The organism is Nitrospinota bacterium (genome assembly GCA_016208975.1).
Lineage (GTDB): Bacteria > Nitrospinota_A > UBA7883 > UBA7883 > JACRLM01 > JACQXA01.
The window spans coordinates 126,123-151,636 of the sequence record JACQXA010000003.1; the positions used below are offsets into that span (position 1 = coordinate 126,123).

The 25,514-nt window shown below is 55.2% G+C and carries 22 protein-coding genes; 8 read left to right on the forward strand and 14 right to left on the reverse strand.

Annotated features, from left to right (window positions below; all coding sequences use genetic code 11):
* Positions 1 to 36: 36 nt before the first annotated feature.
* A complete protein-coding gene (locus HY751_03215) occupies positions 37 to 1,179 on the reverse strand; it encodes a helix-turn-helix transcriptional regulator (protein ID MBI4665404.1) in 1,143 nt (380 codons plus the stop codon).
* A gap of 250 nt (positions 1,180 to 1,429) precedes the next feature.
* Here HY751_03215 and HY751_03220 point away from each other — a divergent pair, with 250 nt between their 5' ends.
* Both HY751_03220 and HY751_03225 read left to right on the forward strand, forming a co-directional pair.
* Positions 1,430 to 2,998 (forward strand): hypothetical protein, encoded by a 1,569-nt coding sequence (locus HY751_03220; protein ID MBI4665405.1) that lies wholly within the window; start codon positions 1,430 to 1,432, stop codon positions 2,996 to 2,998.
* A 221-nt stretch (positions 2,999 to 3,219) separates the two neighbouring features.
* Positions 3,220 to 3,723: a methylated-DNA--[protein]-cysteine S-methyltransferase gene (locus HY751_03225; GenBank protein MBI4665406.1), complete on the forward strand. Its 504-nt coding sequence runs from the start codon at positions 3,220 to 3,222 to the stop codon at positions 3,721 to 3,723.
* A 59-nt stretch (positions 3,724 to 3,782) separates the two neighbouring features.
* Here the strand turns inward: HY751_03225 and HY751_03230 are convergent, their stop codons facing one another.
* Genes HY751_03230 through HY751_03240 form a run of 3 tightly spaced genes read right to left on the reverse strand, consistent with a single transcriptional unit; the run spans position 3,783 to position 7,402 of the window.
* Positions 3,783 to 5,222, reverse strand: a complete 1,440-nt coding sequence (locus HY751_03230; GenBank protein ID MBI4665407.1) for a nicotinate phosphoribosyltransferase — start codon at positions 5,220 to 5,222, stop codon at positions 3,783 to 3,785.
* A gap of 4 nt (positions 5,223 to 5,226) precedes the next feature.
* Positions 5,227 to 5,838, reverse strand: coding sequence for a bifunctional nicotinamidase/pyrazinamidase (gene pncA / locus HY751_03235; GenBank protein ID MBI4665408.1), 612 nt, complete (start codon positions 5,836 to 5,838; stop codon positions 5,227 to 5,229).
* Positions 5,839 to 5,860: 22 nt separating this feature from the next.
* The gene (locus HY751_03240) at positions 5,861 to 7,402 is read right to left on the reverse strand and encodes a trypsin-like peptidase domain-containing protein (protein ID MBI4665409.1); all 1,542 of its coding nucleotides are present in this window, start codon (positions 7,400 to 7,402) and stop codon (positions 5,861 to 5,863) included.
* A 151-nt stretch (positions 7,403 to 7,553) separates the two neighbouring features.
* Between HY751_03240 and mtgA the strand changes: the two genes are divergently transcribed.
* The gene (mtgA, locus tag HY751_03245) at positions 7,554 to 8,267 is read left to right on the forward strand and encodes a monofunctional biosynthetic peptidoglycan transglycosylase (GenBank protein ID MBI4665410.1); all 714 of its coding nucleotides are present in this window, start codon (positions 7,554 to 7,556) and stop codon (positions 8,265 to 8,267) included.
* Here mtgA and HY751_03250 read toward each other — a convergent pair.
* Positions 8,264 to 9,877, reverse strand: a complete 1,614-nt coding sequence (locus HY751_03250) for a PAS domain S-box protein (GenBank protein MBI4665411.1) — start codon at positions 9,875 to 9,877, stop codon at positions 8,264 to 8,266. The two genes, mtgA and HY751_03250, sit on opposite strands and share 4 nt — an antisense overlap.
* A gap of 233 nt (positions 9,878 to 10,110) precedes the next feature.
* Between HY751_03250 and HY751_03255 the strand changes: the two genes are divergently transcribed.
* From HY751_03255 to HY751_03270, 4 genes are all read left to right on the forward strand, one after another.
* A complete protein-coding gene (locus HY751_03255; protein ID MBI4665412.1) occupies positions 10,111 to 11,298 on the forward strand; it encodes a class I SAM-dependent rRNA methyltransferase in 1,188 nt (395 codons plus the stop codon).
* Complete coding sequence (locus tag HY751_03260) at positions 11,295 to 12,707, forward strand: MBL fold metallo-hydrolase (GenBank protein ID MBI4665413.1); 1,413 nt, start codon at positions 11,295 to 11,297, stop codon at positions 12,705 to 12,707. The genes HY751_03255 and HY751_03260 overlap by 4 nt, the downstream gene beginning before the upstream one ends.
* A gap of 64 nt (positions 12,708 to 12,771) precedes the next feature.
* Positions 12,772 to 12,996 carry an antitoxin, RHH family protein gene (locus tag HY751_03265; protein MBI4665414.1) on the forward strand — a complete coding sequence of 75 codons (225 nt, stop codon included), beginning with the start codon at positions 12,772 to 12,774 and terminating at the stop codon, positions 12,994 to 12,996.
* Between the two features lie 5 nt (positions 12,997 to 13,001).
* A complete protein-coding gene (locus HY751_03270) occupies positions 13,002 to 13,274 on the forward strand; it encodes a type II toxin-antitoxin system RelE/ParE family toxin (GenBank protein MBI4665415.1) in 273 nt (90 codons plus the stop codon).
* A gap of 33 nt (positions 13,275 to 13,307) precedes the next feature.
* On the opposite strand, the gene HY751_03275 is transcribed toward HY751_03270, so the two are convergent.
* Genes HY751_03275 through moaA form a run of 3 tightly spaced genes read right to left on the reverse strand, consistent with a single transcriptional unit; the run spans position 13,308 to position 14,970 of the window.
* Entirely contained in the window at positions 13,308 to 13,787 is a 480-nt protein-coding gene (locus HY751_03275; protein ID MBI4665416.1) for a hypothetical protein, read from the reverse strand.
* A gap of 1 nt (position 13,788) precedes the next feature.
* Positions 13,789 to 13,959, reverse strand: coding sequence for a PCP reductase family protein (locus HY751_03280; GenBank protein ID MBI4665417.1), 171 nt, complete (start codon positions 13,957 to 13,959; stop codon positions 13,789 to 13,791).
* 21 nt (positions 13,960 to 13,980) lie between these two features.
* Entirely contained in the window at positions 13,981 to 14,970 is a 990-nt protein-coding gene (gene moaA / locus HY751_03285) for a GTP 3',8-cyclase MoaA (protein MBI4665418.1), read from the reverse strand.
* Between the two features lie 254 nt (positions 14,971 to 15,224).
* On the opposite strand from moaA, the gene HY751_03290 reads away from it, so the two are divergent.
* Positions 15,225 to 16,330, forward strand: a protein-coding gene (locus tag HY751_03290; GenBank protein ID MBI4665419.1) for an IS3 family transposase whose coding sequence is annotated in 2 segments (ribosomal slippage) — positions 15,225 to 15,477 and positions 15,477 to 16,330 — 1,107 coding nt in all. Because the reading frame shifts where the segments join, the coding sequence is not laid out codon by codon here.
* Positions 16,331 to 16,490: 160 nt separating this feature from the next.
* Here the strand turns inward: HY751_03290 and HY751_03295 are convergent.
* The 6 genes from HY751_03295 to modA form a co-directional block, all read right to left on the reverse strand.
* On the reverse strand, positions 16,491 to 17,540 hold the full coding sequence (locus tag HY751_03295) for a hypothetical protein (GenBank protein ID MBI4665420.1): 1,050 nt from the start codon (positions 17,538 to 17,540) through the stop codon (positions 16,491 to 16,493).
* Positions 17,524 to 20,109, reverse strand: a complete 2,586-nt coding sequence (locus tag HY751_03300; GenBank protein ID MBI4665421.1) for a cellulose biosynthesis cyclic di-GMP-binding regulatory protein BcsB — start codon at positions 20,107 to 20,109, stop codon at positions 17,524 to 17,526. Before HY751_03300 ends, HY751_03295 begins: the two co-directional genes overlap by 17 nt.
* Positions 20,110 to 20,184: 75 nt before the next feature.
* Positions 20,185 to 22,467, reverse strand: coding sequence for a UDP-forming cellulose synthase catalytic subunit (bcsA, locus tag HY751_03305; GenBank protein MBI4665422.1), 2,283 nt, complete (start codon positions 22,465 to 22,467; stop codon positions 20,185 to 20,187).
* Positions 22,468 to 22,730: 263 nt separating this feature from the next.
* A complete protein-coding gene (modC, locus tag HY751_03310; GenBank protein MBI4665423.1) occupies positions 22,731 to 23,804 on the reverse strand; it encodes a molybdenum ABC transporter ATP-binding protein in 1,074 nt (357 codons plus the stop codon).
* An 11-nt stretch (positions 23,805 to 23,815) separates the two neighbouring features.
* Complete coding sequence (modB, locus tag HY751_03315; protein ID MBI4665424.1) at positions 23,816 to 24,493, reverse strand: molybdate ABC transporter permease subunit; 678 nt, start codon at positions 24,491 to 24,493, stop codon at positions 23,816 to 23,818.
* 6 nt (positions 24,494 to 24,499) lie between these two features.
* Positions 24,500 to 25,264: a molybdate ABC transporter substrate-binding protein gene (gene modA / locus HY751_03320; GenBank protein MBI4665425.1), complete on the reverse strand. Its 765-nt coding sequence runs from the start codon at positions 25,262 to 25,264 to the stop codon at positions 24,500 to 24,502.
* Between the last annotated feature and the right edge of the window lie 250 nt (positions 25,265 to 25,514).

Here is a 25,514-nt window from a genome sequence, read left to right on the forward strand (position 1 = left end):
GAGTTCGCGATTATCGTTGCGCCGGTTGCGCTTCGATCAATGCGGCTCCGGGCCGTACAGCTTGTGGATAAGCTCCGTTCTGTTCCTGGCGCCGGTTTTTCTGAGAGCGGAGGACATGTGCTGTTTGACGGTCTGCTCGCACACCGTGAGCATTTCCGATATGTCCCGGTTGGAGCGCCCCTCCCGGGCCATCATCACCACCTCTTTCTCCCGGAGAGTAAGATTGCAAACACGGTTTATGACCAAATTCCGATCACATTGGCCTCGTTCGGCCACAAGGGTGATAGACACACCGGAAGCGCCATTGATTGGCCGTGTAACCGCCGCCTGGAAATCGTAAACCTCCCTCACCGCGTTCACGGTGATCCTGCTTGCGGGCGCATGCAATAGCGATGATCCACTCCTTTGTTCCGCCATCCACATGTTCCGCGCGGTCATTAAAAGGCCAATTACATCCCGTGGTAACGAGACGGACCTGCCACCCGCCTCGTGGGAGATCCCGCCCTCCTTCCACCTGGTCATCAGTCTTTCAGCCGGGGCGTTTGTTTCGGTTATCTCCATGTCCAGCGAGAATCTCCATACGGCGGCCTGCCCCTGTTCCAGAGGCGTTGTTGCGGATTCGGGGCGTGATTTTTCCAGCAGTTCACAATATTCTATGCTTCTGGACAAGTGTGGCCCGATAAGGGCAAGAATGTCCTCGTCCTTTTGGGTGTATGCGCGCGACCCGGCAAGTTGCCCAAGACCAAGCACTCTCTTTTCCGCCGCGAACTCCATCCGCATGGCCATGTAAACATTGATATGGTATTTTTTGAGCAGTTCCCGGCAGATCGGGGTTTCGTAAAATTTGGGGGCGCTGTTGGCGCGGAAGGGAACGTTCTTCACCCCCGGTTTAGTGAACACCGCCACAGCCGGATCATCTTCGTAAAACCCCCCTTCCCTGTAATCCAGCCAGAAATTATCCAGAAAGCTGGCGTTGTGACCGCTAGGATTTTCCGGTATTCCAGCGCCGGATCCCGGCATTCGCAGAAACATGAACACGTCGAATGGCACGATCTGCCCGCAGTCTTTTCTAACTATATCCAGCGTTTCGCCGACCGAGGTGGCGGAGTTCATCTCCATGGCCATCCGCCACACCCTTTCATACACCGATGATCCCAATTTCCCGTGAGAGCTTGCCATCTGAAAACGATATCCCCTCCAGTTTCGTGACAATTATTCACCATCCTGAACGTAATGTCCTAGGACAATTGTCTAAGAATCCGGCGTAAAACCGGGGAATTGATACTTTAGTCGGATATAAAACGCCAACAAATTATACCTTCGTAGAATTTTCAGCCGCTCCGGCCACGCGTATCCTTCGGTTATGCGGCCAATTCAGCGCCATAGCCTGAACCGGCAGGTTTCTGAACTGTTACAAGGAGAGGATGGAATGGGTACATTGTTCAAACATAAATTGGGGATATTTTTCAGCCTGGGGCTAGCCGCCCTTATAGCGACCGGATGTGGTGACGGATCATCGTCTTCATCAGGCGGATCTTCAGCATCCGCTAAATTAAGCGCCGTTTCCGGCCTTACCGCCACTCCAGGCAACGGCCAGAACACGCTTACATGGACCGCCGTGGCCGGGGCGGTCTCTTATAACATCTATTGGGACACCCAATCCGGCGTCACGGCTTCCAGAACCAATTTGATGTCAGGGAAATATCCGGCCAGCCCGGAACGCAGGCTACCGCTACTGAAAAAAGAAACATACGCCCAGTCCGTCGCAAGGGTGGGAACGCTGATATCCGGCGTTTCAGGCACAAGCTACGCTCACACGGGATTGAGCAACGGAACCAATTATTATTATCTGGCGCTCGCCGTGGACGAGAACGGTGAGGAAGGCGAATCGCCTGCTGGAGGCGGCGTGGCGGAGGCTACGCCCGAGCCCTCTTCAAGCTCGTCTTCCAGCTCCGGCGGCTCTTCTTCCGGGGGATCGCATTCAGGGGGATCAACTTCCACCGGAGAGTCCAGCTCCGGCGGATCGTCTTCCGGCGGCGGCTCGTCATCCGTGGACACAACACCGCCTACCACCAGTTCCTGGGCTTATTCCAGCGCCACAGACTCCACAGGCGTATTCAGCGCCACTATCAATGAGAATGGTACAGGTTATTGCGCCGCCGTTCCCATGGGAAGCCCCGCTCCAACATCCTCGGAGGTGATCGCGGGAAGCGGCGGGTCAATCTTCGGCGCCGGAGGCTCTGTTGCCCTCACCGCCAATACCGCGGGCTCCTGCACAGTGTCGTTGCTGGACTCTTTCACGAGCTATGACGTTTATTTCGCCGCGGTGGACTCCGCTGGCAACGCCCAGACCACAACTGCAGTGGACGGTGTTTTTACAACCACGGCCGCGCCGACGGGCCTGGCGGTGACCCCAGGCGACACGCAGAACACCATCGCCTGGAATCCCGATCCGAACGCGCAGACCTATTACATCTACTGGAGCACATCTACCGGTGTCACCACCGGCTCCGGAACACAGATAGACGCCAATGGAGCCACATCCTATACCCACACGGGACTGACAAACGGGACAACCTATTATTACGTGGTAACTACCTTTTCGATTAACGGCGAAAGCCCGGCTACACTCGAGGCGAATGGAACCCCTGTGGCGGCGGACACAACTCCTCCAACGACTTCGGTGTGGAGCGCGCTGGCGGTATCTCAAACAGCGATGTGGGGCGCCCCTACGATTGATGAGAACGGGACGGGATACTGCGCGGTGGTACCCGCCGGAAGCCTTCCACCTTCGGTTGCGGAAGTGATGGCGGGGGCTGGCGGCGCAATCGTTGGAACCGGCGGAACAGTAGCTCTTTCAGCCAATGTCGCCAACCAGTGCTACATGCCAAACCTGACGGCAAACACCGCTTATGACGGTTACTTCGTAGCAGTGGACACGGCGGGCAATGTCCAGGCGGCGGTGTCGGCGTTCTACGGTGTCAGCACGGCCCCTTAACACCATCCTCCTTGCGGGGGCGGCTCGTTGCACGCCGCTCCCGCAAGGGGTGGTTTCCCCAAACGCCTATTAGTAAGCCTTAAATCAATCACCCAGGACGGAAAACAAGCATGGTGGCGCTGTATTTTAACTTCCCGTTAACGGAGCCGGGACAGGTAGCGGATTCGGATTGGCCAACAAATTTCATACCGTTACCAACAGCGCGTTATAATGGACCGATAATGACGAAGAACTATTCATTGCTGATAGCCCCCACCATAATGGGCCCTTTGGGCGCGGGATTCGCCGGGGATAAAATAGGCCGGGTGTGGTTGCCCGGCCTGACACGGCGGGAGATCGAATCGCAAATGGAGAACTGGGCCGGAGCATTCGAACAGGCGGAAAACGAAAACCTGGCGGAACGGATGGCGCGTTATTTCCTGGGCGAACGGGTGGAATTTGACGACCCTGTGGAGCTAACGGGATTTTCGCCATTCGCCAAAAAGGTTTTGACCACCCTAAGAAAAACGCGATGGGGGCAAACCGTCACCTACGCGGAGCTGGCGTCGGCAAGCGGCAGTAAAGGCGCTGACCGGGCGGTGGGAGGAGTTATGGCCTTGAATCCCGCGCCGCTTATTATCCCATGCCACCGGGTTGTGCGGAGCGATGGAGCCCCCGGAGGTTTTTCAGCCCCCGGCGGGGTGAAAACAAAATTAAAGATGCTGGAGCTGGAAGGCTCACGTTAGCAGTAATTAGTTTCCCCCTAATCCCGACCTTCTCCCACGAAGGGAGAAGGTAACATTCATTACCTGGCCAATTCTTCCCTTAATTTCTTCGTGGCGGTGTTGAGCCGGGGCCCCAAGCTTACCTTGTATATATGAGGGTTTAACAGCCGTTTCACCGTGGGGTGAAGTTTGTCCAGCTCCCTCTTCACCCTGTCCCGCGTTTCCGCCAGCGGCGGAATGCTCGCGGTTATCACGCCATCCACCATCGCGGGGGTAAGCAACGGCTGGGCGGCGGCCACGCCGGAATAGAATTTCCTGTGGTACTCCATGGCCGGATGGAACCCCCACACCCCGGCGGAAAAATCCGGCTCGCCGTTTTCCAGCTCAATCAGGTCGGCCATCATGGCTCCATCCGCTCCGGACATCCTGTAAACCTGTTTTACGCCGGGCAGGCTGGCTTTCTTCATACCTTCGGAGAATTTAAGTTTCATCCGCCAATCCTCCCCGGCCCTTCTGATGGCCGCCAGTTTATACACTCCGGATGTGGCTGGCTCTCCGTGGGCGGTAACAAGCCTTGTGCCTACCCCGTACAGGTCAATCCTGGCCCCCTGGATGCCAAGGTCGTGGATGATGTGTTCGTCCAGCTCGTTGGAGCATACTATTTTCACATCGGCAAGCCCGGCGGAATCCAGCATGCGGCGGGTCTCCACGGAAAGGAAAGCCAGATCGCCGGAATCCAGCCTCACGCCGAATAGATTCCCGCCGCGCTCTTTCATCTCCTGCCCCACGGTGATGGCATTGGGTATGCCGCTTTTCAGCGTGTCGTAAGTGTCCACCAGCAGAATGGGGTTCACCGGATAAATCTCCACGAACTTGCGGAAGGCCGAAAGCTCATCGGGAAAAGCTGTGACCCATGAATGGGCGTGCGTACCCTTAACGGGAATCCCGAATATCTTTCCAGCGTGTACGTTGGAGGTGGCGGAGCATCCGCCGATGTAGGCCGCCTTGGCGGCGGTGATGCCCCCATCCACCCCTTGGGCGCGCCTAAGGCCAAATTCCACCACACGGTCTTCCCCCGCCTCATGGCATATCCTTGCGGACTTGGTGGCGATGAGGCTCTGGAAATTCACGATGTTCAACAATGCTGTTTCCACCAGCTGGGCCTCAAAAAGCGGCGCTTTCACCCGCAACACCGGCTCCAGCGGAAACACTATGGAGCCTTCGGTATGGGAATAAACCTCTCCGTTAAACCGGAACCGGCGAAGATAGTCCAAAAAACCGGCGCTGAATATTTTGAGTGAATGTAAATAGGCGATGTCCTCATCGGTGAAATGGAGGGACGCAAGATATTCCAACGCGTCTTCCAGCCCGGCGAACACCGTGTAGCCGCCGCCGAATGGGTTCGTGCGGAAAAACAGGTCGAAACAGGCCTCTTCATCCCCAAGCCCGGCCTGAAGATAACCCTGCATCATGGTGAGTTGATACAGGTCCGTAAACAGCGCTGATGGAGGTGCGCTCATGGCCTCACCAGGACATGACGCTGGAGGATTGGATCCTTTTGACCCCCGCGTCGTCCATTTCTATCCATGCGGCGGCCAGGGAACCTGCCAGGTCTATCCCCCTGCACGCGTCTTCTATCACATAAACCTCGAAACCGAGCTTCACCCCGTCCAGCGCCGTGTACTTTACGCAGAAATCCGTGGCCAGGCCCGTGAGGAACAGGCGTTTAAAGCTCCGTTCATGAAGGTAGCCGCCAAGGCCGGTGGGGGTTTCCCTGTCGTTTTCAAAGAAACCGGAGTAACTGTCCATCTCTTTCCTGAATCCCTTGCGGATAACAAGATCGCATCTGGATAAGTTCAGCCCCTCGTGAATATCCGCCCCCCTGGAGCCTTGAACGCAATGGTCCGGCCACAGGGTTTGGCTTCCGTAATGGGTCTGGATAACATCGAACTGGTTTTTCCCGGGGTGGCTGGAGGCGAAAGAGTTGTGCCCGTTAGGATGCCAATCCTGCGTGGCCACCATGCGGCCGAAAAGCTCCGCCAGGCGGTTTACCGCGGGAACTATGGCGTCTCCCTCCGGCACGGCCAGCGCGCCGCCGGGGATGAAGTCATACTGGATGTCCACGGCTATCAGCATGTCTTGCGCTTCGGGGCGGATTTTATTTCCTGTCACGGTCCACCTCCCGAGGCCCTCCAGCTACGGAAAGCTCCACAATATCCCGGCTGGCCTCGCTTTGAATGGCGTATTGTTTGAGAAGCCCGCTTTTTGTTTTGGCCACCGCGTTGATGTCCAGCACAATGCGACTGCCATCGTCCATTTCTATTATGGAATATTCGCCCTGTTGCGTGGACAACTTCTTTACAAGATCGGCCAGTCCCGCCACCGGCGAATTGTTCACTTTCATAACGATCCGGTCGGAGAAGTCGTGATATCCGGCGTTAACTTCGTGGGCCAGCACGTTGCGGAGGATCACCATCTCCTGGCGGTCCCTGGTCATCTCGCCGCTGTAATAGGCGTGCATAAGCTCCACCGGAGCATCTTTCCACCACGTGGCGCCCCAGGTCATTAGATAGTTCACGGTAAGCGGCATGAACACAAGCCCGCCGTAAATAAAATATCTGGGCTGGGGCGTCAGTTGCTCATATGGCACAAGCTGGGCGGGTGGTTTGAGCGTGGCATCCACCTTCAATCTCTTCTTCTGGCGCACGATGTCGTAAACCACCTTCTCCCCCAGGAACCGGCGCTGGGTAAGATAGTTGCCGAAAACCGTAAAGTTCTCCCCCACCGCCACGGAGCCGTCGTTTTCCACCGGCACGCCATCTATGGCCACAAGCACGTCTTCCGGCTGAATGACGCCATACGCGGAACTGTCGTAAGCGACCTTGGTGACCAGCACGCCGCTTTCTCCATCGTTTAAGCCATAGTATTTGCGGAGCGTCTCATTCTCCATGGCCTGGATGAATATGCCGTCTTCGGGGAAACCGTCGAATTTCCCGTCCGCGATATCCTCAAGGAAATGGGAGATAACTGGGGTGGGTATTATGTAGCCTATATTCTGGGCGGTGGAAAGCATCTGCATGGCCACTCCCACTATCTTGTTCCCCCTTACCGCCGGGCCGCCGCTGTTGCCGGGGTTGATGGCGGCGTCCACCTGGGCGCCTAACAGGTTGAACCCGCTGTGGGCGTAATTGACCTGCTCCACGCGGGAAACCACCCCTTCCGTGACCGACACATCCTCACCACCCTCCGGGTAGCCGTGTACTGTTATCTTGTCCATGGCGCGGGGCATGTCCGCGAAAACCAGCGGATCGGCGCCTTTAAAGAAAGCCGGGTCTTTGGTCTTTAACACCGCCAGGTCGCACTGATGGCCGATGGCGGTTATTTGCGCTGGATACTTCCTGGGGTCTCCCGGGCGCTTGACCTCGATATAAACCGAGTCGCTGACCACATGGGCGTTGGTGAGAATCCTTCCCCCCTCGATTATCACGCCCGACCCGGAGGAGCTTTCCTGCCCATCGTATTGCCATGGCTGGTAGTAGCTGGGTTTGCGGGATATTACGAAAATCTTCACCACCGAGCGGTTGATGCGCTCCACGTCGGACCTGGCGGAAATCTCCCGCTCGAAAATAAAGAAGACGGCAATGGATATGACCAGCGCGATAGCCGAAGTAACGGCGAACCCGCGAAGCCTTTTTCTCATATCCGCAAAACCTGGCCTATTGGAATTTTATTATAAAGTTTAACATGCTTTAATCAGCCGGGGCGGCCCTAAACCATTGATCACTATCAGCGCTTTCAACGGGGCGGGGACATAGTATAATTCCCGTTCTATAAAAACCGGGATCTGCTTGATGAGGAAAATAATAAAACTCTCTTTTTGGCTTGTGGCCCTTGCCGTGGCCGGCACTGGCGCGTATGTCGGGTTTTACTTTTTGTATCCCGACATAGGGGCGCTGGCCAAAAAGAACCCGGAAAAGACCGCATTTATGGAATATCGCGAGGCGGAATGGGAGAAGGGGAAAAAGAAGATAAAGATAAGGCAGAGATGGGTTCCCCTGTCGGCCATATCCCCGTTTCTGCGCAAGGCCGTGGTGATCGCCGAGGATGGCCGGTTCTGGAGCCACGAGGGGTTCGATTTCGAGGCCATCCGCGACGCGCTGGAGAAAGACATTAAAGCGGGCAAACCCAAGTTCGGCGCATCAACCATATCCCAACAGCTGGCCAAGAACCTTTATCTGTCCCCTTCCAAAAACCCGGTGAGAAAACTCAAAGAGGCGGTTCTCACATACCGGATTGAAAAGACACTGTCCAAGAAGCGGATACTGGAAATCTACCTTAACGTAGTGGAATGGGGCGATGGGGTGTTCGGCGCCGAAACGGCGGCCCGGCGGTATTTCGGCAAGTCCGCCGCCGCCCTGTCGCCCGATGAGGCGGCCAGGCTGGCGGTGGTCCTGCCCAATCCCAGGAAATGGAGCCCGGTAAAAGGGCGATATGTGGAGCGCCGCGCCCGGACGATCTTAGCCATTATGGAGCGCCAGGGGATGCTGGAGGGGTATCTGGATTAAACCAGCGGGCCGCTTTTCGCCACCAGCGGCGGAAAGATAAGCCTTACTGTGGAGCCCTGGTTTTCCCCCTCGCTTTTCACTTTCAGCGCCCCGTCGTGGAACTGCATGATCATCCGCGCCACCGTGAGCCCCAGCCCGATGCCGCCCCCCTTGAACTTGTGCTTGCTGGAGCTGTAGTAGATGGGGTTTTCAAGCGAGAAGTAAGGCTCGAAAACCTGCTCCTGCATTTCTTTTGGTATCCCTATACCCTCGTCCGCTATCTCCAGCACTGGCCTGCCATCCTCCACTATCCCGCGGACATGGATGGTCTTTCCGTCCGGGGTGTACTTGGCGGCGTTGGACAGGGTTTCATGGACTGCCCTGGCCAGCATGAGCTGTTCACCCATTATTTGGGTGTTTTTGGGGATGCCGGAAAGGTCTATGGAAACGGAAAGATTGCGCTTTTCCTTGGTGAGCATGTGTTTGAGCGAGTCGAGACAGGTGGAAATATCGTGATAAATCGCGATCCTCACGAAAGACTCCCGGGATTTTACCGTGGACAGCTCCGTGATAAGCGACGTGGCGGACACCACGCTGTCTATGCCTGAATACACGTTGTCCAGCACCGTCGCTATCCTCTCCAAGGCTTCTTTTTCCGCGAGTTTTTCGGCCAACGAGGCCAGTAGCATCCTGACCAGATCCAGTTTTATAAGCGGTGTCCTCAACTCATGGGAGGTGACGGCGGTGAAATATTCCCGGGCTTTGACGAGCATGGTTTCGCGGGTGACGTCCCGTTTGACCGCCACGAAATTCACCACTTCCCCCTTTTGGTTCTTTATCGGTGAAATTGTGGCTGTCTCCTGGTACAACGAGCCGTCTTTCCTTTTGTTTATGAAATTGCCTTCCCATACATTGCCGGATGTTATGACGTTCCAAAGCTCGTCATATAGCTCCGGCGGTTGCTGGCCGCTTTTCAGCAGGCGAGGGGTTTGCCCCAGCGCCTCCTGCCGGGAATAGCCTGTAATCCGTTCAAACACCGGGTTAACATACTGGATAACGCCGTTGAGGTCCGTAATCATGATCACTTCGGCGGACTGCTCGATGGCGGCGTAAAGCCTGTCCCGCTCGTCCTCTGCTTCCATCAGGTCTGTAATGTCCAGCAGGAAACCGTCTTGCCTGAGGATTTCCCCCTTATCTCCCAGCGTCACCGCGCAATGGTTTGAGACCCAGCGGACAACCCCGTCTTTACGGGTGATCCTGTGGGAGATGGGTTTTCTGGTCTTGTGGGCTTTTATGTCGCGGAAAAAACGGGTTACAAGGTTCCTGTCGTCGGGATGCACCATTTTGAACCACAACTCCGGGTCGTCGTAGTATTCATCGGAGGAATAGCCTGTAATAGACTGGCACTGGGGGCTGTGATAAACCGATACCTGCTTTCCATCCTGGAACTCCACGCTGTACAGGTATTCGGATATGGATTGGACAAGGGTCTTGTATTTGTGTTCGCTGTTGGACAGGGCTTTAACGGCGCTCTGGCTGTCGCCGGCCAAAACCTCCAGCTCTTTTACGCGGTGTCGCAACCGCTCTATTTCCCGCGCCAGTTCGTCCACAGTTTTGCCGCTGTCTTCCATGCCACCACACTTCACGTCTGGCGCGCTTTTCCCACGCTTTCCCGAAGCTTAAGGGAATTGCCCGCAAAATACACACAAACGCAATTATACTTCCATTTTTGACCTGTTTTAATTCAATAATTTATTAGCAGGTTTATGGGCATCTCTTTATTTATCCACAGTGTTTCGGCATATTTCCCCGGGACGGTCTATAATGAAACACTTGTCATTCCATTTTGATTGAGAAATAACCAATGCTTCCCATCATTAAGCTTAAGTCAGGCCGGGAAAACAGCGCCGTTTTCGGCCATCCATGGATATTCTCCGGGGCTGTGGCCGAGAGGCCGCAAGGACTGTCCCACGGCGATTTCATAACTATCCAGGACCACCAGGGGAAGGTTGTGGGCGTAGGCTCATACAGTTCCAAAGGATCCATAATGGCGCGGATTTTTGATTTCTCCGGCGCCGGTATTAACAAAGAGTGGTTCGCGGCTAAAATCCGCCGGGCCGAAAGCCTGCGCCGGTTGATGGGGTATGGCCCGGGAACCAATGTAACCGGCTACCGGGTGGTTTTCGGCGAGGCCGATGGCATCCCCGGGCTTATCGTGGACCGTTACGCGGAAACAGTGGTGTTCACCCTGTCCACCGCCGGGCTGGATAAAAAACGGGCCGAAATCGTAGAGGCGCTGGACGAGGCGCTGGCCCCCTCGGCCATTGTTGAGAGGAGCGACTCAACATCCCGCAAAGACGAAGGGCTGGAAGAAGCCGCGGGCGTTATTAAAGGCTCGGTGGACGCCCCCGTGGAGTTTGTGGAGCACGGCGTTAAATTCCTTTCCGACGCGCTGGAGGGGCAGAAAACCGGGTTTTTTCTGGATCAAAAAGACCTGCGCGCCGCTATCCGGCGTACATCCAGCGGGCGGCGGGTATTAAACCTGTTTTCATACACCGGCGCCGCTTCGGTTTACGCCATGCTAGGCGGGGCGTCTAGCGTCCACAACGTGGACGGGTCTCAACCGGCTCTCGATATGGCCCTCCGCAACGCCCGGTTGAACGGATTGGCGGAGGAGAGTTTCACGAATGAACGGTCCGACGTTTTCCAGTGGCTCAACACCCGGCGGGAGCCGGAGTTCGACATGGTAATCGTGGATCCGCCTTCCATAATCAAAAGCGCCAAGGACACAGAGAGCGGCAAGAAGGCCTATCATTTCCTTAACAGGGCGGCCATCCGCCTTGTGAAAGATGACGGGATTTTGGCCACCTCCAGTTGCTCGCAACATCTTTCCGGGGATGATTTCGCGTTTATCCTGCGGCGGGCGGCGGCCCAGGCCGGGGCGAAGCTTGGCACGATAGGCTCTTTCAGCCAGAGCGCGGACCATCCCATATCGGTCCATTTCCCGGAAAGTTTTTATCTGAAGAGTTTCATGTTCGAGGTGAGACGATGATAAAGATCCGTTTTTTCGGCGCCGCCGAACAGGTTACCGGCTCCTGCTACCTGGTAACCGTTGGAAAGGAAAAAACCCTTATAGATTGCGGCCTGTTCCAGGGCGGCCACGACACCTTCATGAAAAACTATGAAGGGTTCGGCTTTACCCCAGGGGAGATAGACCACATGATCCTCTCCCATGCCCATGCGGACCATTCCGGCAGGATACCCCTGCTTGTGAAACGGGGCTACAAAGGGGTGATTCACGCCCACGCCGCCACGGTGGACCTGGCGGAGCTTATCCTGCTGGACTCGGCCCACATCCACGAGGTGGAAGCCGGGTGGCGGACGCGCAAGAACCTTCGCAGGGGGCAGAAACGGGTGGAGCCTTTATACACCGTGCCGGACGCCCAGCGGGCCATATCGCGGCTGAAAGGCGCGCGGTACCACGAGCGTATAGAACTGTCGCGTCATATAAGTTTCACCTTTTACGACGCTGGGCATATACTCGGCTCGTCCATAGTGGAGTTGCAGGTTAATCCCGGAAATGGCGCGCAACCTTTAAAGCTGGTTTTCAGCGGCGACCTGGGCAGGCCCAATCAGCCCGTCATAAAAGACCCGGAGACCCTAACTAACGCCGATTACCTGGTGATAGAGTCCACCTACGGCTCGCGCAACCACAAGCCGCTGGGGGCCACCAAGGACGAGTTGGCGCAGATACTGGCCGAGGCGGCCCAGACGAACGCCAACGTCATCATCCCGGCCTTCGCGGTGGGCCGCACGCAGGAGATCATCTACTACATCCGTGAGCTCATGGAGGAAGGGCGCGTTCCGGCCAATTACCGCAAGATATACGTGGACAGCCCCATGGCCACCAGCGCAACGGAAATATATCAACGGGCGCTGGACGAATGTTACGGCGATAAATCGCTTTCCATGTTCAACAACCACAAGTCGCCGCTCCATTTCGAGGGGTTGAAGTTTGTGTCATCGGTGGACGAGTCCATGATGCTGAACATGACCACCGAGGGGCAGATAATCATTTCCGCATCGGGGATGTGCGACGCGGGGCGCATACTCCATCACCTGCGGCACAACCTCTGGAATCCCAACAGTCACATAGTGTTCGTGGGTTACCAGGCGGAAGGCACCAAAGGGCGCAAAATAGTGAACGGCGCCAAGACGGTGAAGATCATGCGGGAAGAGATAGCGGTGAACGCCAAGATACACACCCTCAACGCCCTGAGCGCCCATGCCGACAGCGACGGCCTTTACGGCTGGGCAAGCAACTTCAACCCCGCCCCGCGCCTTACCATGGTGGTGCACGGCGAAAAAGAGCAGGCGAAAGGTTTAAAGGAAAGGTTATCGGGCGGCCTGGGCTTCAAATGCACCATCCCCACCTTGGGCGAGGAGATAGCGCTGGTTTGAACGGCGCCAAGCTGGAGTCTATGATACATAAGTGTTACACTTAACATCAACAGGAGGGAAGATTATGCCGCCGGTAAACCCAAGAATTAATGTGGTCTTTGAAAAGCCTGTATATAAGGATATTGAATCCTTGGCTAAAAGGGATGGGGTTTCCATGTCCCTTAAAGTGCGCGATCTGGTGAAGGAGGCCATGGAGATCGAGGAAGACAGGGTGTTAACGTCCATCGCCCAAACTCGAGAAAAAACCTTCAAACGCGCAAAGGCCATCAAACACAACGACATCTGGTAACACAAATGTCTTTTCAAGTTCTTTACCATCATGAAGTAAAGGACGACATCTCCCAGTTGAACGCGAGGCTGAAAACCCGAGTCAAAAACGCCATTGAAACACGATTGTTGACCGCCCCTCAGAAATACGGGGAACCTTTAAGGAAAACTTTAAAAGGCTATTGGAAAATGAGGGTTGGTGACTACCGGATAGTGTTCAAAGTAGCAGGAAATCAAATCATAGTGTTCGGAATTATCCACCGAAAATCCGTTTATGAAGAGATTGGAAAAAGATTTTAGTTTCTCTTTAATTCTCCAGTTCCGGTTTGCCGGTCATTTCAATTCAATCTCTAATTCCCTCCGCTCCGGCGGCAGGCAAATGGTGTCGGAACAGGCCTGCCAGGACACTGTGGCGCGAAGAACGGGTTTACCGGTTGGTGAACCCTCTTTCACGCGGCCTTCATATCCCACCACCACGTCGGCGTCGTACACCGGAACCTTTTCGCCCAGTATCTCCACGACGGCGGGTTTTGGAAATGTGAATTTCACATCGGCCAGCTGGCCATCCAGATAGGTCACCTTGAATGGTTTGTACTTGTGTCCGTCGGGGGCGTAAACATGCCACCCTTTAGGCACATGAAGGGTTATAGAGCCTTTCACCATCGAACCGGGATTTACGGCCCCTTCGGATGATGTTGTTATTTTAAACTCGGGTATGGCCGGGTTCATGTTATATACTCCGCCGCCAAGAGCTCCGGTGGCAAACGCCATGATGGCGGCGGGAAGAAAAGTGACTATGCGGCGCAAATCCATTCTACATGCCAAACTTGGCGCGGGCTTCCCGCATCAGCTCCGGGGTTATTTGGGCCTGCCCCTTGTCCACCGCGTACTCCTCTATCATCTTCTTGGCGATGGGACGGGCGAAGAACGGGATTTTCTCCAAAACTTTTTTAGCGTCGTCGCTCCAGGACGGCGTATCGGTCATTCCTTGTCTCCTTGGTTATTCCTATCCACCCACGCAAGCCATGGCCAGCCTGGTCTCGTTCTCCTCCGGCAGGGAACGGACGGCGTTTTTATTTATCACCGCGTGGCGGATGGCCTCGGCTATCTGGGCATCCGTGGAACCGCTCCGCATCATCTCCCGCAAATCCAGATCCTCCCCACCGAAAAGGCAGGTCATAAGCTTTCCGGACGAGGTAATCCTTAACCGGTTGCAATCGGCGCAGAAATGACGGCTGACGGCGGAGATGAACCCCACTTCGCCCTGCGCGTTCGCCAGCCTGTACACCTCGGCGGGGCCGCCCCATTGCCGCCTGCTGGCGGGAATCAGCGGGCCAAGTTTTTCCACCAGGCGCTTAACCTCGCTCATTGGCACAAACTTTTCTTTGCTCCACAACCCGGCGGAGGTGGGCATAAACTCAATGAACCTGAACTGGGCTTTCATCCCGATGGACAGCCGGGCGAATTCTTCCACCTCGTCGTCATTCACCCCGGCCATCACCACGGTGTTCACCTTTACGGTGGAGAACCCGGCGGATAGCGCCGCGTGAAACCCTTCCAAGGCGCGGTTGAACCCGTCCCGGCCTGTTATCTTGCGGTACTTATGCCTCGACAGGGTGTCTAAACTTATGTTCACCCTGGCCACGCCCGCCCGCGCCAATTCTTCCGCCACGGGTTTTAAGCCGGTACCGTTGGTGGTTAGGGCCATTTCCATAACGCCGGGGATGCGGCCTATACGCTCTATCAGACCCACGGCGCCGCGCCGGGCTAGCGGCTCGCCACCGGTTAACCTCACCTTTCGAATTCCCAGGCAGGCGAACACGTTGATAAGCCGCAGGAAATCATCGTCTTGTAGCATGTCGCAACTGGAGGCGCGGGATGAAGACGTAACCGAAGGCGCGCAGTAGGCGCATTTTAGGTTGCACCTGTCGGTAATGGAAACCCGCAGGTATTCCATGCGTCTGTTGAACCCGTCCACTAGCGGTTCGTTCGTCACCGGTTTGATATTTTCAAAATGGCTGATTATTTATTTTAACGTCACGCCGCAGGTTATTTCAAATATATGAGTATATTTGGTAATGTCCCAGTTTGAAAGTACAGGGGAGATTCTTCACTTACGCTCAGAATGACAATATAAAAGCCGTTGATAACATTGTCATCCTGAGCGAAGCGCAAGCGAAGTTGACCTTCCCCCGGTGATTGGAGCGTTTTCAATGCGAGTGCCCTTAAAATGCTTAAAGGAGGAATCGCATGAAGAAACGGTTTTCGGAAGAGCAGATCATCGGGATATTGAAGGAGGCCGAGGCTGGCAAAAAAACCAAAGACCTTTGCCGCCATCACGGCATCACCGAGCAGACCTTCTACCGATGGAAGGCCAAGTTCGGCGGGATGGAGTTAAGCGACGCCAAGCGGCTTAAAGCCCTGGAAGATGAGAACCGGCGGCTTAAGCGCCTTGTGGCCGAACAGGCGCTGGACAATCTTGTTCTGAAGGACCTCCTCACAAAAAAGTTCTAAGGCCCAAGGAGAAACGGCAATGCGTCGAGCATACCGTTTCCGTCTTTGGGCTGAGCAAGAGGCGGGCCTGCCGGCTGTCCGGGCTGGCCGGTTCCACGTTTCATTACGAGTTGGGCGATTCCGGCAAGGACAGCGCGTTGCGGAGCCGGATGCATGAGTTGGCGGCCAAACACCGGCGGTTTGGTCTGCCCAGGTTGCATGCGATGTTACGGGCGGAGGGATTGGTGACAAACCACAAGCGGAGCGAACGGATATATCACGAGGAACGGCTTTCCCTGCGGACTAAACGCCGCCATCGCAAGATGCCAGAGCTGAGGATCGTCCGCCCGCAACCAGCCAAGGCCAACGATGTGTGGGCGATGGATTTTGTGTCAGACGCGCTTTATGACTGCAGACGGTTCCGGGCTCTGACGGTGGTGGACTGCTTCACCAAGGAAAGCCCGCTGATTTACGCGGACACCTCCATATCCGGGTTGACGGTTGTCCGATTGCTCGATGGGCTGTTCGCCACCGGCGAACAGCCCAAGTCCATCCGGGTTGACCAGGGCGCTGAGTTCACGTCGAAGGCGTTGATGTCCTGGGCGCAACAGCGGGGCATCGCCCTGGACTTTTCACGCGCTGGCAAGCCGACTGACAACGCCTTCATCGAGAGTTTTAACGGCAAGTTCCGCAACGAATGCCTGAACCAGAACTGGTTTTTCAGCCTGGCCGAAGCCCGGCAGGTTATCGAGGAATGGAGAAAGGAATATAACGAGGTCAGGCCGCACAGCTCGCTAGGCTACCTGCCCCCGGCGGCGTTTGCCAAACGGGAGAAAATAAGGTTAAATGGCGCGACAAACTAACATTGAATCCGCTCCAGAAAACGGGGGGAAGGTCAAAGCGCAAGCGAAGTGAAGGATCTGTCTATTATTTGAGATTCAAACTGAGACACTACCATATATTTAGATGCAGTCCCGCCGGAAACGATTTTCCCGCGACTGCATGACAGGGTGGCCGGATGGTTTAACGCAACGCCTGGGTGGTGGCCAATAGATAAAGGCTAAAGGAGTAATAGTTGTTTTTTTCATAACCCAGTTTTTCCCGGGCTTCCTTAAACAGTTTTTCGGCCAGAGCCTTTTTCCCCAGCTTCTCCGCCGCGGCTCCGTATATGGCGTACACCCCCGCCGAAGCGGAATGCATTGAATAGGTGTCCTCCTCCAGGTCGGCTTTCAAGGGAATGTAACCTGCGCCCTCATAAAATTTAAGTGTTTCAGCCACGCCTTTGGGCAGAATTGACCGGTCTTCCTGCAAGAGATGGAGGATAACCCGTACCGACTCATGGGCCGCGTAAACGCTCCGCTCCCCATGAATCCTTATCTTCCCGTTGTCCATCAACTTGACCCAGTCCGCCGGAAGACTCTTGTATCCGAAACTGCTCAAGGCGATGATATGCAGGCCGTCCTCATACGCCTTTTCCCAGAACTTCCTGTCATCTTCCTTCGCGAAACGGCGATAGGCCGGCAGGATAATATATGAAGGGTTCACCACAATGCCGTCATCTTTGGTAAAACCGTAATAGCTAGGCAGGATCACGGTTCTTCCATCCCAGTTCATGGCAAGGTTTTCCCGGATGGCTTTTACAAGCTGTAGCCCGTCCGCCTTGAATTCAGCCCGCCCCCATTTTTCAGACGCCCTCAACAGCGCGTATGCCGTCAGGATGTCACCGTCGGAAGCGTTGTTGTAATCAATTACGTCCCAACGGCCGTTGTCCCTCTTTCCCCATTGCCACGCCAGAAGCTTGTCAGACCTTTTTTGCAGGTTCTGCCATGTCCATTTCCATAAGGTGTCGAACGTCGCCTGATCGTCGTAAGCGACGGCCAGGAGCATTCCATACCCCTGCCCCTCCGAATGGCTGTTCTTGTCCTGGTAATAGTCCAGCACACGGCCGTCTTTATCGATGATGTCGGCCTTGTACCGGCCCCAAAGGGTCTGCTCCGCCCCCGAAGCCACACCGGGGACGGAGCAAAGAAACGCTAGCGCAAGCCATGCGAAAAGCTTAATCGCCTTTGTCATGCTCATCTTCCCCTCGCTTGGACTTTTTCAGGAACAGCCTGGCGAAGAGGTTTTTAATGCCCGGCTTTCCTTCACCCTCGCCGCCTTCACCGGCCAGTATCCTTCTGGCCCCGTGCCGCTTGAAGAAGAAGTAAAGTATGAGGGTGGAGATCAGTAAAATGCCACCCAGCAGGAAATAATAGGCGTAATGATATGTATGGAAGAAATAGTCCAGGAACGTTATCTTGCCGAATTTCCCCACAAAGAAATGTTCCGTGGCGCTTTGGGTGGCTATTTTGAGATTTGTCTCGCCAAACTCCACCACCGCCGTGTCGCCGTTGATCTGCGTCTGCGCCTCGGGCTCGAACAGGGCGCGGCTAAGTTTTAGCACGTCTTCCGGGGTCATGGCGGTCATGGTAAGCATGGCCCTTCCGCTCTTGAAGGGGGATTGCGACTCCATGAGCAAGGCGCTGTCCGGGCCCAGCCCGGCTATCTGTTTGCTGAAGGCGTAAGAGGTTTCCCCGCCAAGGTTGTCCACCACGGGGTAGCGTACCTGGGTCTCCTGCATAAGGGTAAGGGGCGTGCCTTTCTTGAACTCGTCTGGTATGGTGTTAACCGAGCCGATGGTGATCAACTCCCCTTCCCATTTGTCGGGCTTTTCCAGGCTGATTTTCATGCCCAGCAACGGGTAGCCGTTCCGCTGGGTAACCATGCCGATCACGTTCATGGCGGCGTTGATGAGCGCCGGGTCGTCCTTTGTGATGTATATGAGCGACTCGAACCCGTCCGGCCAGCGGGTGAACGGGAACCCGTTGAGCATGAAAAGCTCCAGGTTCGGCAGGGACACGAAATGGGCCATTGGCGGGAAATAGATTGTGGAGTTCTCGAATATGGTCAAAAACAGGCTTTCAGGCTGTATCAGGTCGCACTCCTTGGCCATGGGGGTGAGGATGGGCGCAAGCCTGATGGTGTTTGAGCCAGGTTTGAACAGATAGGTGGGTATCTCCACCTTGTACCCCTCGATGGTGTCGCCGGTGGCCTTGTCCATATTGATAGCCCGCACGTGAACGCCGTTCAGCAGGATGTTCAGCACGGAGTCCGGCCGCAACCCGGCGCCATAAGCGAAATTCAAGACAAGCTTGGCGTACTGGTTCTCCTTGATGAAAAAGTCCGGCGGCAGACGGAAGGTTATGTCCCTTGGGTTGCCCTGAAGGCCCCGGAACGTGTGGGTGGGGAAGTCTAGCGTCTTAAACCTTATTATCTTGTCCGACACCAGCATGTGTTTTCCGCTGTACAGCATGATGTCCGGCAGTTCGAACTGCTTTATGGTGGTCGAAGCCGTGCCGGGAAAAGGGAACGTCATGCTGGCCAGGGTTTCGGAGGATATTTTTATGTGGTCGAAAGTCTTGCCGGACACTATCACCAGGGCGTGGGTGGGGTCTGAATATTCCGCCCCGCTTATTCCAAGAGGCGCCGTATCCGGCGATGGGGCTCCATAACGGCTCCGTTCTCCGGGGAACTTTGCGCGACGATCCGCCAATGTATTTAGAGACCCGCTGGAAAGCGACAGGCCGAACTGGTTGGCGAAATCCTCCACTTCCAGAACACTGGATGGGGGAAAGAAAACATTAACTCCAGTATGTATAGCGCCTGGAACGGCCATTGCCGCAATATAAAGCGGATCTTCCTTGCCTGCCGTCATTGAAAGCCAGCCCAAGTTGGGGCCTTCTGTAACCCGGGATATCACCCTGCCATGTCCCGATGGGGCGGTTGAACCTTTCCTGGCCACGCCCGCCAGCGCCTCATCGCTTAGCGGAAGCGGGATAATGCCCATGAATGGCCCCTCCATTTTCACCGGCGAGATGCCTTTCCTGGAGAGGAACACGTTTAAGGCTTTCTCATCACCTACGAAAATGTTGTCCACCCCGGGTTTTATGTCGCCGGAGGTTGTGAGCGAGGCTTTCCGGTAATCAAACCTCCTGGTAACCCCGGAAGCCACAATGCCGGCCAGGGTAAGGATGTCCGACGTGTGTTTCCCTGTAACAACGTTAACCTCCCCCTGCGGCATGATGCGGGGGTCGAACAGGAAATTCGCCATGGAGGACAGTTTCAGGGGAACCGGATTAAGCTCGTACTCTATTACAAGCTCCGAGTCCTCGAAATTAAGGGTTGTCCACAGGTCGGGCGAGCAGGGGTTTTCGCAATCCCTGGTGAAATGCTGGATGGCCATGAACTTGACTTCGTTATAACCGGCCTTAAGCTGGCTTGGGGGGAGCGCCACGGTCATCCGGCCTTCGGGATTTAACGGATTGAGCCTGGTCTGGGCCAGCGGCAGGTCGTTAAGCTTCACAGTAAGGCTGGATATCTCTTCGATGAGGTTCGAGGAGTTAACGTAAGAGAAGGTTACGCTGGCTTTTGTTACACGCCACCGCTCCGGTATTGGTATTGATACGCCGTGCTCGCCAATGATACAGCGCAGGTTCACGGTCCAATCGCCGCTAAGCTTGTTAAGCGGGGTTTTAAAAACCTCCGTGCGGGCCATCGTGGCCGTTAATAACAAAAACAGAACCGCTTTTACAGCGATTTTCATCCAAGATCAGCCTCCTTAAAAACACCAATACCCCATGACCAGCATCAAAGACCGGCCAAAGAACCCCTCTTAACTTCAGTTTTTCACTACAGCTTCCGCCACCTGGGTTTGATAAGTGGTGGACAGTTTTGAGCGCGTCCATGCGAACGCCTTCCATGTGACCGAGGCCACAATTTCCTTCTGCGCGTTAAGCCCCAGCACCAGGAAGCTCCATAAGAGCTTACCTACGCCGCCGGAGGATGTGGTTTTCCCTTCCCACGAATCCATCCAGCGCTGGCTGTCGCCATAAACGAATTTCACCGCCTGGGGAAATTCCTCGGTATCATATAACAACTCCGCGCCGCACAGGATTTTTCTCTTCCGTTTAGACCAGCGTTTTATCCTTGATTTGAACTCGTAAGATTCGCCATAGCTGTCTGAAACCGTAATCAGCGCTTCCTCGTCCTTGATGGCTTCCGGCGCGTCGCTCTTCACGTAGATGCTCAGGCCGGTGAGGGATATGTCTTCCATCACTCCATCGACGGCCACGTCCAGCCTCGGGAAGTAAATCCTGGCTGGCCCCTTGGTCCTAATCCGGTGATACCGGCGCACCTGGCGCTTCTCCCAAAACGCGCCAAGGGAGACCAGCGCCAGCAGAATGTTGAACACGCACCATATGGATGTGACCAAAATCACGTCCCGGAACAGCGGATACTCCATCCACTTGTATAATGCGATGGGGAGCGACACGAAGTTTATGGCCACCACAAGGAAGAAAGGCGCCGCCAGGGGGTTTAAAGACTCGCTCTCAATTGTCCTTCCCTTGGGGGTTATCTTGAATGTCGGCTTGTGGGGGTTGAGCATAACCGAGATGATGGCCGGAATCAGGAACAACGCCTGCACGCTCTCGTAGATTTCCGAGAAGAACGGCTGGCGCGCCTTGCCGTACAGGAAATCCATCACCATCACCGTGCACAACACGTAAGGCAGGGCGTAAGCCAATATCTGCCCCACCGACGCGTGATATATCATCAGGCCGAATATAAGGAACAAGGCCGGTGATATGTAATAGATGAACCTTGATATTCCGAAAAACCAGAAGAACGAGGAGTTGAAATAGCAGATCCTCTGGGCGATGCTCAGCCCCCGCATGGTAAGGGCGTTCTTGAGGATGAACAGCTGTACCATCCCCTGGGCCCACCGGGTCCGCTGGGTGACGTAGTCCGAAAATGTCTCCGGCGAAAGGCCGCACACCATGGGCCGGTTCACGTAAATGCTGTTATAACCCTTGCCGTGCAGGATAAGCGACGTCTCGGCGTCTTCGGTTATAGTGTCTGTGGCGATGCCCCCTATCTCCTCCAGGTGTTTGCGGCGCAAAATTGCCGCGGAGCCGCAAAAATAGCTGGAGTTCCAGAAATCCAGCCCAGCGTGGATTATCCGGAAGAACATGTCGTTCTCAACGGAGACGTTGGATACATGCTCCAGGTTCTTCTCTATCGGAGTGGGGTTTATGAAGAAGTGCGGGGTCTGCACCAGGTACAGTTTTGGGTCTTTCCTGAACAGCCCCACGGTGTGCTCCAGTATGTCCCTGGTGGGCACATGGTCGCAATCCAGCACCAGCACCAGGTCGCCGCTGGTCTGGCGTAACGCATGGTTTATATTCCCGGCCTTGGCGTGGCCGTTGGCCTCCCTGGTTATGTAATTTACCCCAAGCTCTTGGGCCATGGCCCTCAACCTGTAATAGCGGGCCCAGGCGTCCGCCGATGTTTTGGGGTTGTTACGCCTGGCTATGGTGCTACCGTCGTCCATAATGTGGACGCGCAGTTTATCTTTCGGGTAATTGATCTGGGTGGCGGCGATGGCCGTTATCCGGATTATCTCGTCCGGCTCGGTGTATGTGGGCACCATCACGTCCACCGTGGGAAGGTTCATAGGGTCGTCTTTTACAACGACCGGGCATTCCTTCCGCTCCAGCGGCGAAATGTTGATGAACAGGCTCAGGATGTGCAACATGATGGCGTGCACCTCGGCCAGGTACAACAGCGCCAGCCCAATCAGGTCCAGAGGGCCGGTGTATATCAAGGTTTCGAAAGTGCGCCACAACAGGTAACGAAGGCCAAGAAACGCCGTGAGAAACACGAACACAATCCGCCACGGAAGCCCCCGGGAGGATTTCATCCGGTAAAGCCCCAGGGTCAAGCCAAGCGCCAGCCAGCCGAGTATGACTTTCTCATAACCGTTTAGATAACGCTCGGCGTAATACGCCGTGTAGGCGAGCCCCCCCACCAGCAGGACAAAAAGCCATGCCTGGGCAAAAAATTGCCTGGAGGATATTTTTTCGTTATCCGCCAGGGCAAACTCAGCGGTATCCGCTTTCATTTACACTTAGCCAAAACAGTCATGGCTTTTCCCTCAATCAATCCCCAATCTCAACCGCATAACAATATAACATTTACACTAATTATAAAACTGTTTTTTCAAATAGTTACATAAGGAATAATCAATGATGATTTTGTAACGTTTTATACGGCATTGTCACTATTGTTAATAATTAGTTCAATTTTTGTTGGAGTTTTTACCGCTGAAAAATCTTTACAGGATGCAGGGGATTTGAGCCGATTATGGTCCCTAAAACGAATTTTTCAGGAAGGCTTGGCCAAGGCAACGCTTTTGATCATGGCGAAAAGCTCCAGACCCGGCTTTATGCCGAGAGTGTCCGCCGATTTGCGGGTGATTTTGGATAGTATAACAGTTTCTCCCACCGCCAGCTGGGCAATGACGCTGGAATGGTCTAAAGTCTCCACCCCCGCCACCCGGCAGGACAATACGTTCAGCAAGCTGGTGTCTTCCGGTTTTCTAAGCGCCAGCCCCACGTCCCTGGCCAGTATCCGCACCCTTGCTACGGAACCCCGAGCCAATCCCTGTTTTGGCAGGACAAGGGCGCCGCCGGGAAACTCCAGATACGCCAAACCGTATTGCGGGTCTAGCCTGGCAACGCGGGCCTCCACCACGGCGCCCGCGCCTTCCTCTCTGGCCATGGGCAAATCCAGCCGGGTGGAGATTTCGGCAATGGCGCCGTGAGCCATAACCATTCCATCACTCATTAGCGCAATGTGATCGGCGAGCCGGGATACTTCCTCCACTGAATGGCTCACGTAAAGCGCCGGAATGGAAAGTTTTCCGTGCAAGAGCTCCAGGCCCGACAATATCTCCTGTTTCCCCTCATCGTCCAGCGAGGCTAACGGCTCATCGAACAACATGAGCTTCGGGCTTGTGAGAAGCGCCCGGGCGATGGCCACTTTCTGTTTTTGCCCGCCGGAGAGCTGATGGGGTTTCCTTCCAAGCAGGTTTTCGAGCCCCAGCCACCCTATGACCTCTTCGGGATTTATCTTCCGCTCACTGGCTGGCGCCCGATTGTAGCCGTATTTCAGGTTTTCTTCCGCCGTAAGGTGCCAGAACAGCCGGGAATCCTGAAAAACGTATCCCACGCTCCGTTTATGGGGGGGCAGAAAAATGTTGTTAGACTCGTCCTGCCACACCTGGCCGTTCACCTCAAAATAGCCTTCGGGGGCGCGGGCCAACCCCGCCACGCATCGCAACAGGGTGGTCTTGCCGGAGCCTGATGGGCCGAACAGGGCTGTAAAGCCTTTGTCCGGGGCGGTGAACCGGGCGTCCAGCAGGAAGGTGGATACTTGGGTCTTAAATGCGGCTTTCACTCCGTATCCTGTTAAAAAGAATCCACCCGGTAACGGCGGTTCATGATGGATATGGTTACAAGGGTCATGAACGAAAACAGCATTAACCCGGCCGAGAGGATGTGGGCCTGGGTATATTCCATGGCCTCCGCATGGTTGTATATGGCGATGGACACCACCTGGGTCTTGCCGGGGATGTTCCCGCCTATCATCAGCACCACGCCGAACTCCCCCACGGTATGGGCAAATCCCATCACAGCCGCGGATATGATGCCCGGCTTTGCCATGGGCAAGGCCACGGTAAAAAACCTGTCCACTGGAGAGGCGCGAAGGGTTTGCGCCGCCTCCATCATGTTATTTCCTATCATCTCAAAAGAGCTCTGGAGGGGTTTTACGACGAATGGCAGGGAGAATATCACCGACCCTATCACAAGCCCGGTAAAAGAGAAGGCCAGGCTGGGCAAGCCGATGGACGCCATGGACGCGCCGATCACCCCGTAAGGCCCCAAAGCCAGCAGGAGGTAAAACCCCAGCACAGTAGGGGGCAGAACCAGCGGAAGCGCCACCGCCGCCTCTATCACAGGCTTTAACCTGCTGGATGAAGTGGCCAGCCGCCACGCGAGCGGAGCGCCAATGACCAGCAGGATGGCCGTTGAAACAAACGCCAGTTTCAGCGTGAGCCAAATGGGCTGAAAATATATGTGTTCCATCGAGTTTCAGGGCAATCCATAACCAAAGTTCCCGATTATCTTACGCCCCTCCGGCCCCCGGACAAACTCCAAAAACCCTTTGGCCGCCGGAGAGCCTTTACCTCCGGAGGTTAGAACCGCCCATTGCTCTATGGGGTCATGCATATCATGCGGTATCAGCCAATATGACCCGGCGGGCGGCCAGGACTCTTTCAATTGGGACATCGCCACAAACCCCAGCTGGGCCGCTCCGCTGGATACGAACTGGTATGTTTGGCCGATGCTCTCGCCTGTCACGATTTTCGGTTTGAGCCGCTCCATAACGCCCAACCGCTCCATAACCTGCCTGGCCGCCACGCCGTATGGGGCCAGCTTGGAGTCGGCCATGGCGATATGGGCGAAATTACCTTTTTTTAAAACATCCCCGGCGCCATCCACAAAACCCGGCGTGGATGAATATAGCGCAAGCCTCCCCAGCGCGTAGGGGAATGCGGTGGACTTTTCACCCAATCCCGCGCCCATAAGTTTTTCCACCATGGCCCGGTCCGCCGACAAGAACACGTGAAACGGCGCGCCGTTGGCAATCTGCGCGTAAAGTTTTCCGGAAGCCCCGGCGCTGATGACAGTCTTATGCCCCGTGGATTTTTCGTAGAGCGACGCTATCTGCGTGGCCGGTTTTAGAAAGTTTGCGGCCACGGCCACGTTAAAGGTTTCCGCTTTCGCTGTTCCGCTTATGGATAACGATATGAGGAGCGCTGATAAAACCAGCGATGACCCGATAGCGTTTTTCATCATCAGCGGAACACTCCTCTTCAATAAAGGAACAACTTTTATCGCGACATCCTGCCATATTCAAAGCAGAGCAATAATGGCGCCGGGACAACACCGGTTAATTTACCGCATTTCCGAATGTGTCTGCCCCGTTTTGACGCTAAAGCCGTTTTGAGACGCTTAATAAGTTGGCGTTGCAGAAGTACATTTCCTGCCCTCGATTTTCGTTGAATGACTGGTTTAAGGCTCGTGTTTTCCGTATCGCGGCAAT

Bases quoted from the DNA above. Each gene is read 5' to 3' on its own strand.
- HY751_03215 (MBI4665404.1), bottom strand. From the start codon at position 1,179: ATGGCAAGCTCTCACGGGAAATTGGGATCATCGGTGTATGAAAGGGTG.
- HY751_03220 (MBI4665405.1), top strand. From the start codon at position 1,430: ATGGGTACATTGTTCAAACATAAATTGGGGATATTTTTCAGCCTGGGG.
- HY751_03225 (MBI4665406.1), top strand. From the start codon at position 3,220: ATGACGAAGAACTATTCATTGCTGATAGCCCCCACCATAATGGGCCCT.
- HY751_03230 (MBI4665407.1), bottom strand. From the start codon at position 5,222: ATGAGCGCACCTCCATCAGCGCTGTTTACGGACCTGTATCAACTCACC.
- pncA (MBI4665408.1), bottom strand. From the start codon at position 5,838: ATGCTGATAGCCGTGGACATCCAGTATGACTTCATCCCCGGCGGCGCG.
- HY751_03240 (MBI4665409.1), bottom strand. From the start codon at position 7,402: ATGAGAAAAAGGCTTCGCGGGTTCGCCGTTACTTCGGCTATCGCGCTG.
- mtgA (MBI4665410.1), top strand. From the start codon at position 7,554: ATGAGGAAAATAATAAAACTCTCTTTTTGGCTTGTGGCCCTTGCCGTG.
- HY751_03250 (MBI4665411.1), bottom strand. From the start codon at position 9,877: ATGGAAGACAGCGGCAAAACTGTGGACGAACTGGCGCGGGAAATAGAG.
- HY751_03255 (MBI4665412.1), top strand. From the start codon at position 10,111: ATGCTTCCCATCATTAAGCTTAAGTCAGGCCGGGAAAACAGCGCCGTT.
- HY751_03260 (MBI4665413.1), top strand. From the start codon at position 11,295: ATGATAAAGATCCGTTTTTTCGGCGCCGCCGAACAGGTTACCGGCTCC.
- HY751_03265 (MBI4665414.1), top strand. From the start codon at position 12,772: ATGCCGCCGGTAAACCCAAGAATTAATGTGGTCTTTGAAAAGCCTGTA.
- HY751_03270 (MBI4665415.1), top strand. From the start codon at position 13,002: ATGTCTTTTCAAGTTCTTTACCATCATGAAGTAAAGGACGACATCTCC.
- HY751_03275 (MBI4665416.1), bottom strand. From the start codon at position 13,787: ATGGATTTGCGCCGCATAGTCACTTTTCTTCCCGCCGCCATCATGGCG.
- HY751_03280 (MBI4665417.1), bottom strand. From the start codon at position 13,959: ATGACCGATACGCCGTCCTGGAGCGACGACGCTAAAAAAGTTTTGGAG.
- HY751_03295 (MBI4665420.1), bottom strand. From the start codon at position 17,540: ATGACAAAGGCGATTAAGCTTTTCGCATGGCTTGCGCTAGCGTTTCTT.
- HY751_03300 (MBI4665421.1), bottom strand. From the start codon at position 20,109: ATGAAAATCGCTGTAAAAGCGGTTCTGTTTTTGTTATTAACGGCCACG.
- bcsA (MBI4665422.1), bottom strand. From the start codon at position 22,467: ATGAAAGCGGATACCGCTGAGTTTGCCCTGGCGGATAACGAAAAAATA.
- modB (MBI4665424.1), bottom strand. From the start codon at position 24,493: ATGGAACACATATATTTTCAGCCCATTTGGCTCACGCTGAAACTGGCG.
- modA (MBI4665425.1), bottom strand. From the start codon at position 25,264: ATGAAAAACGCTATCGGGTCATCGCTGGTTTTATCAGCGCTCCTCATA.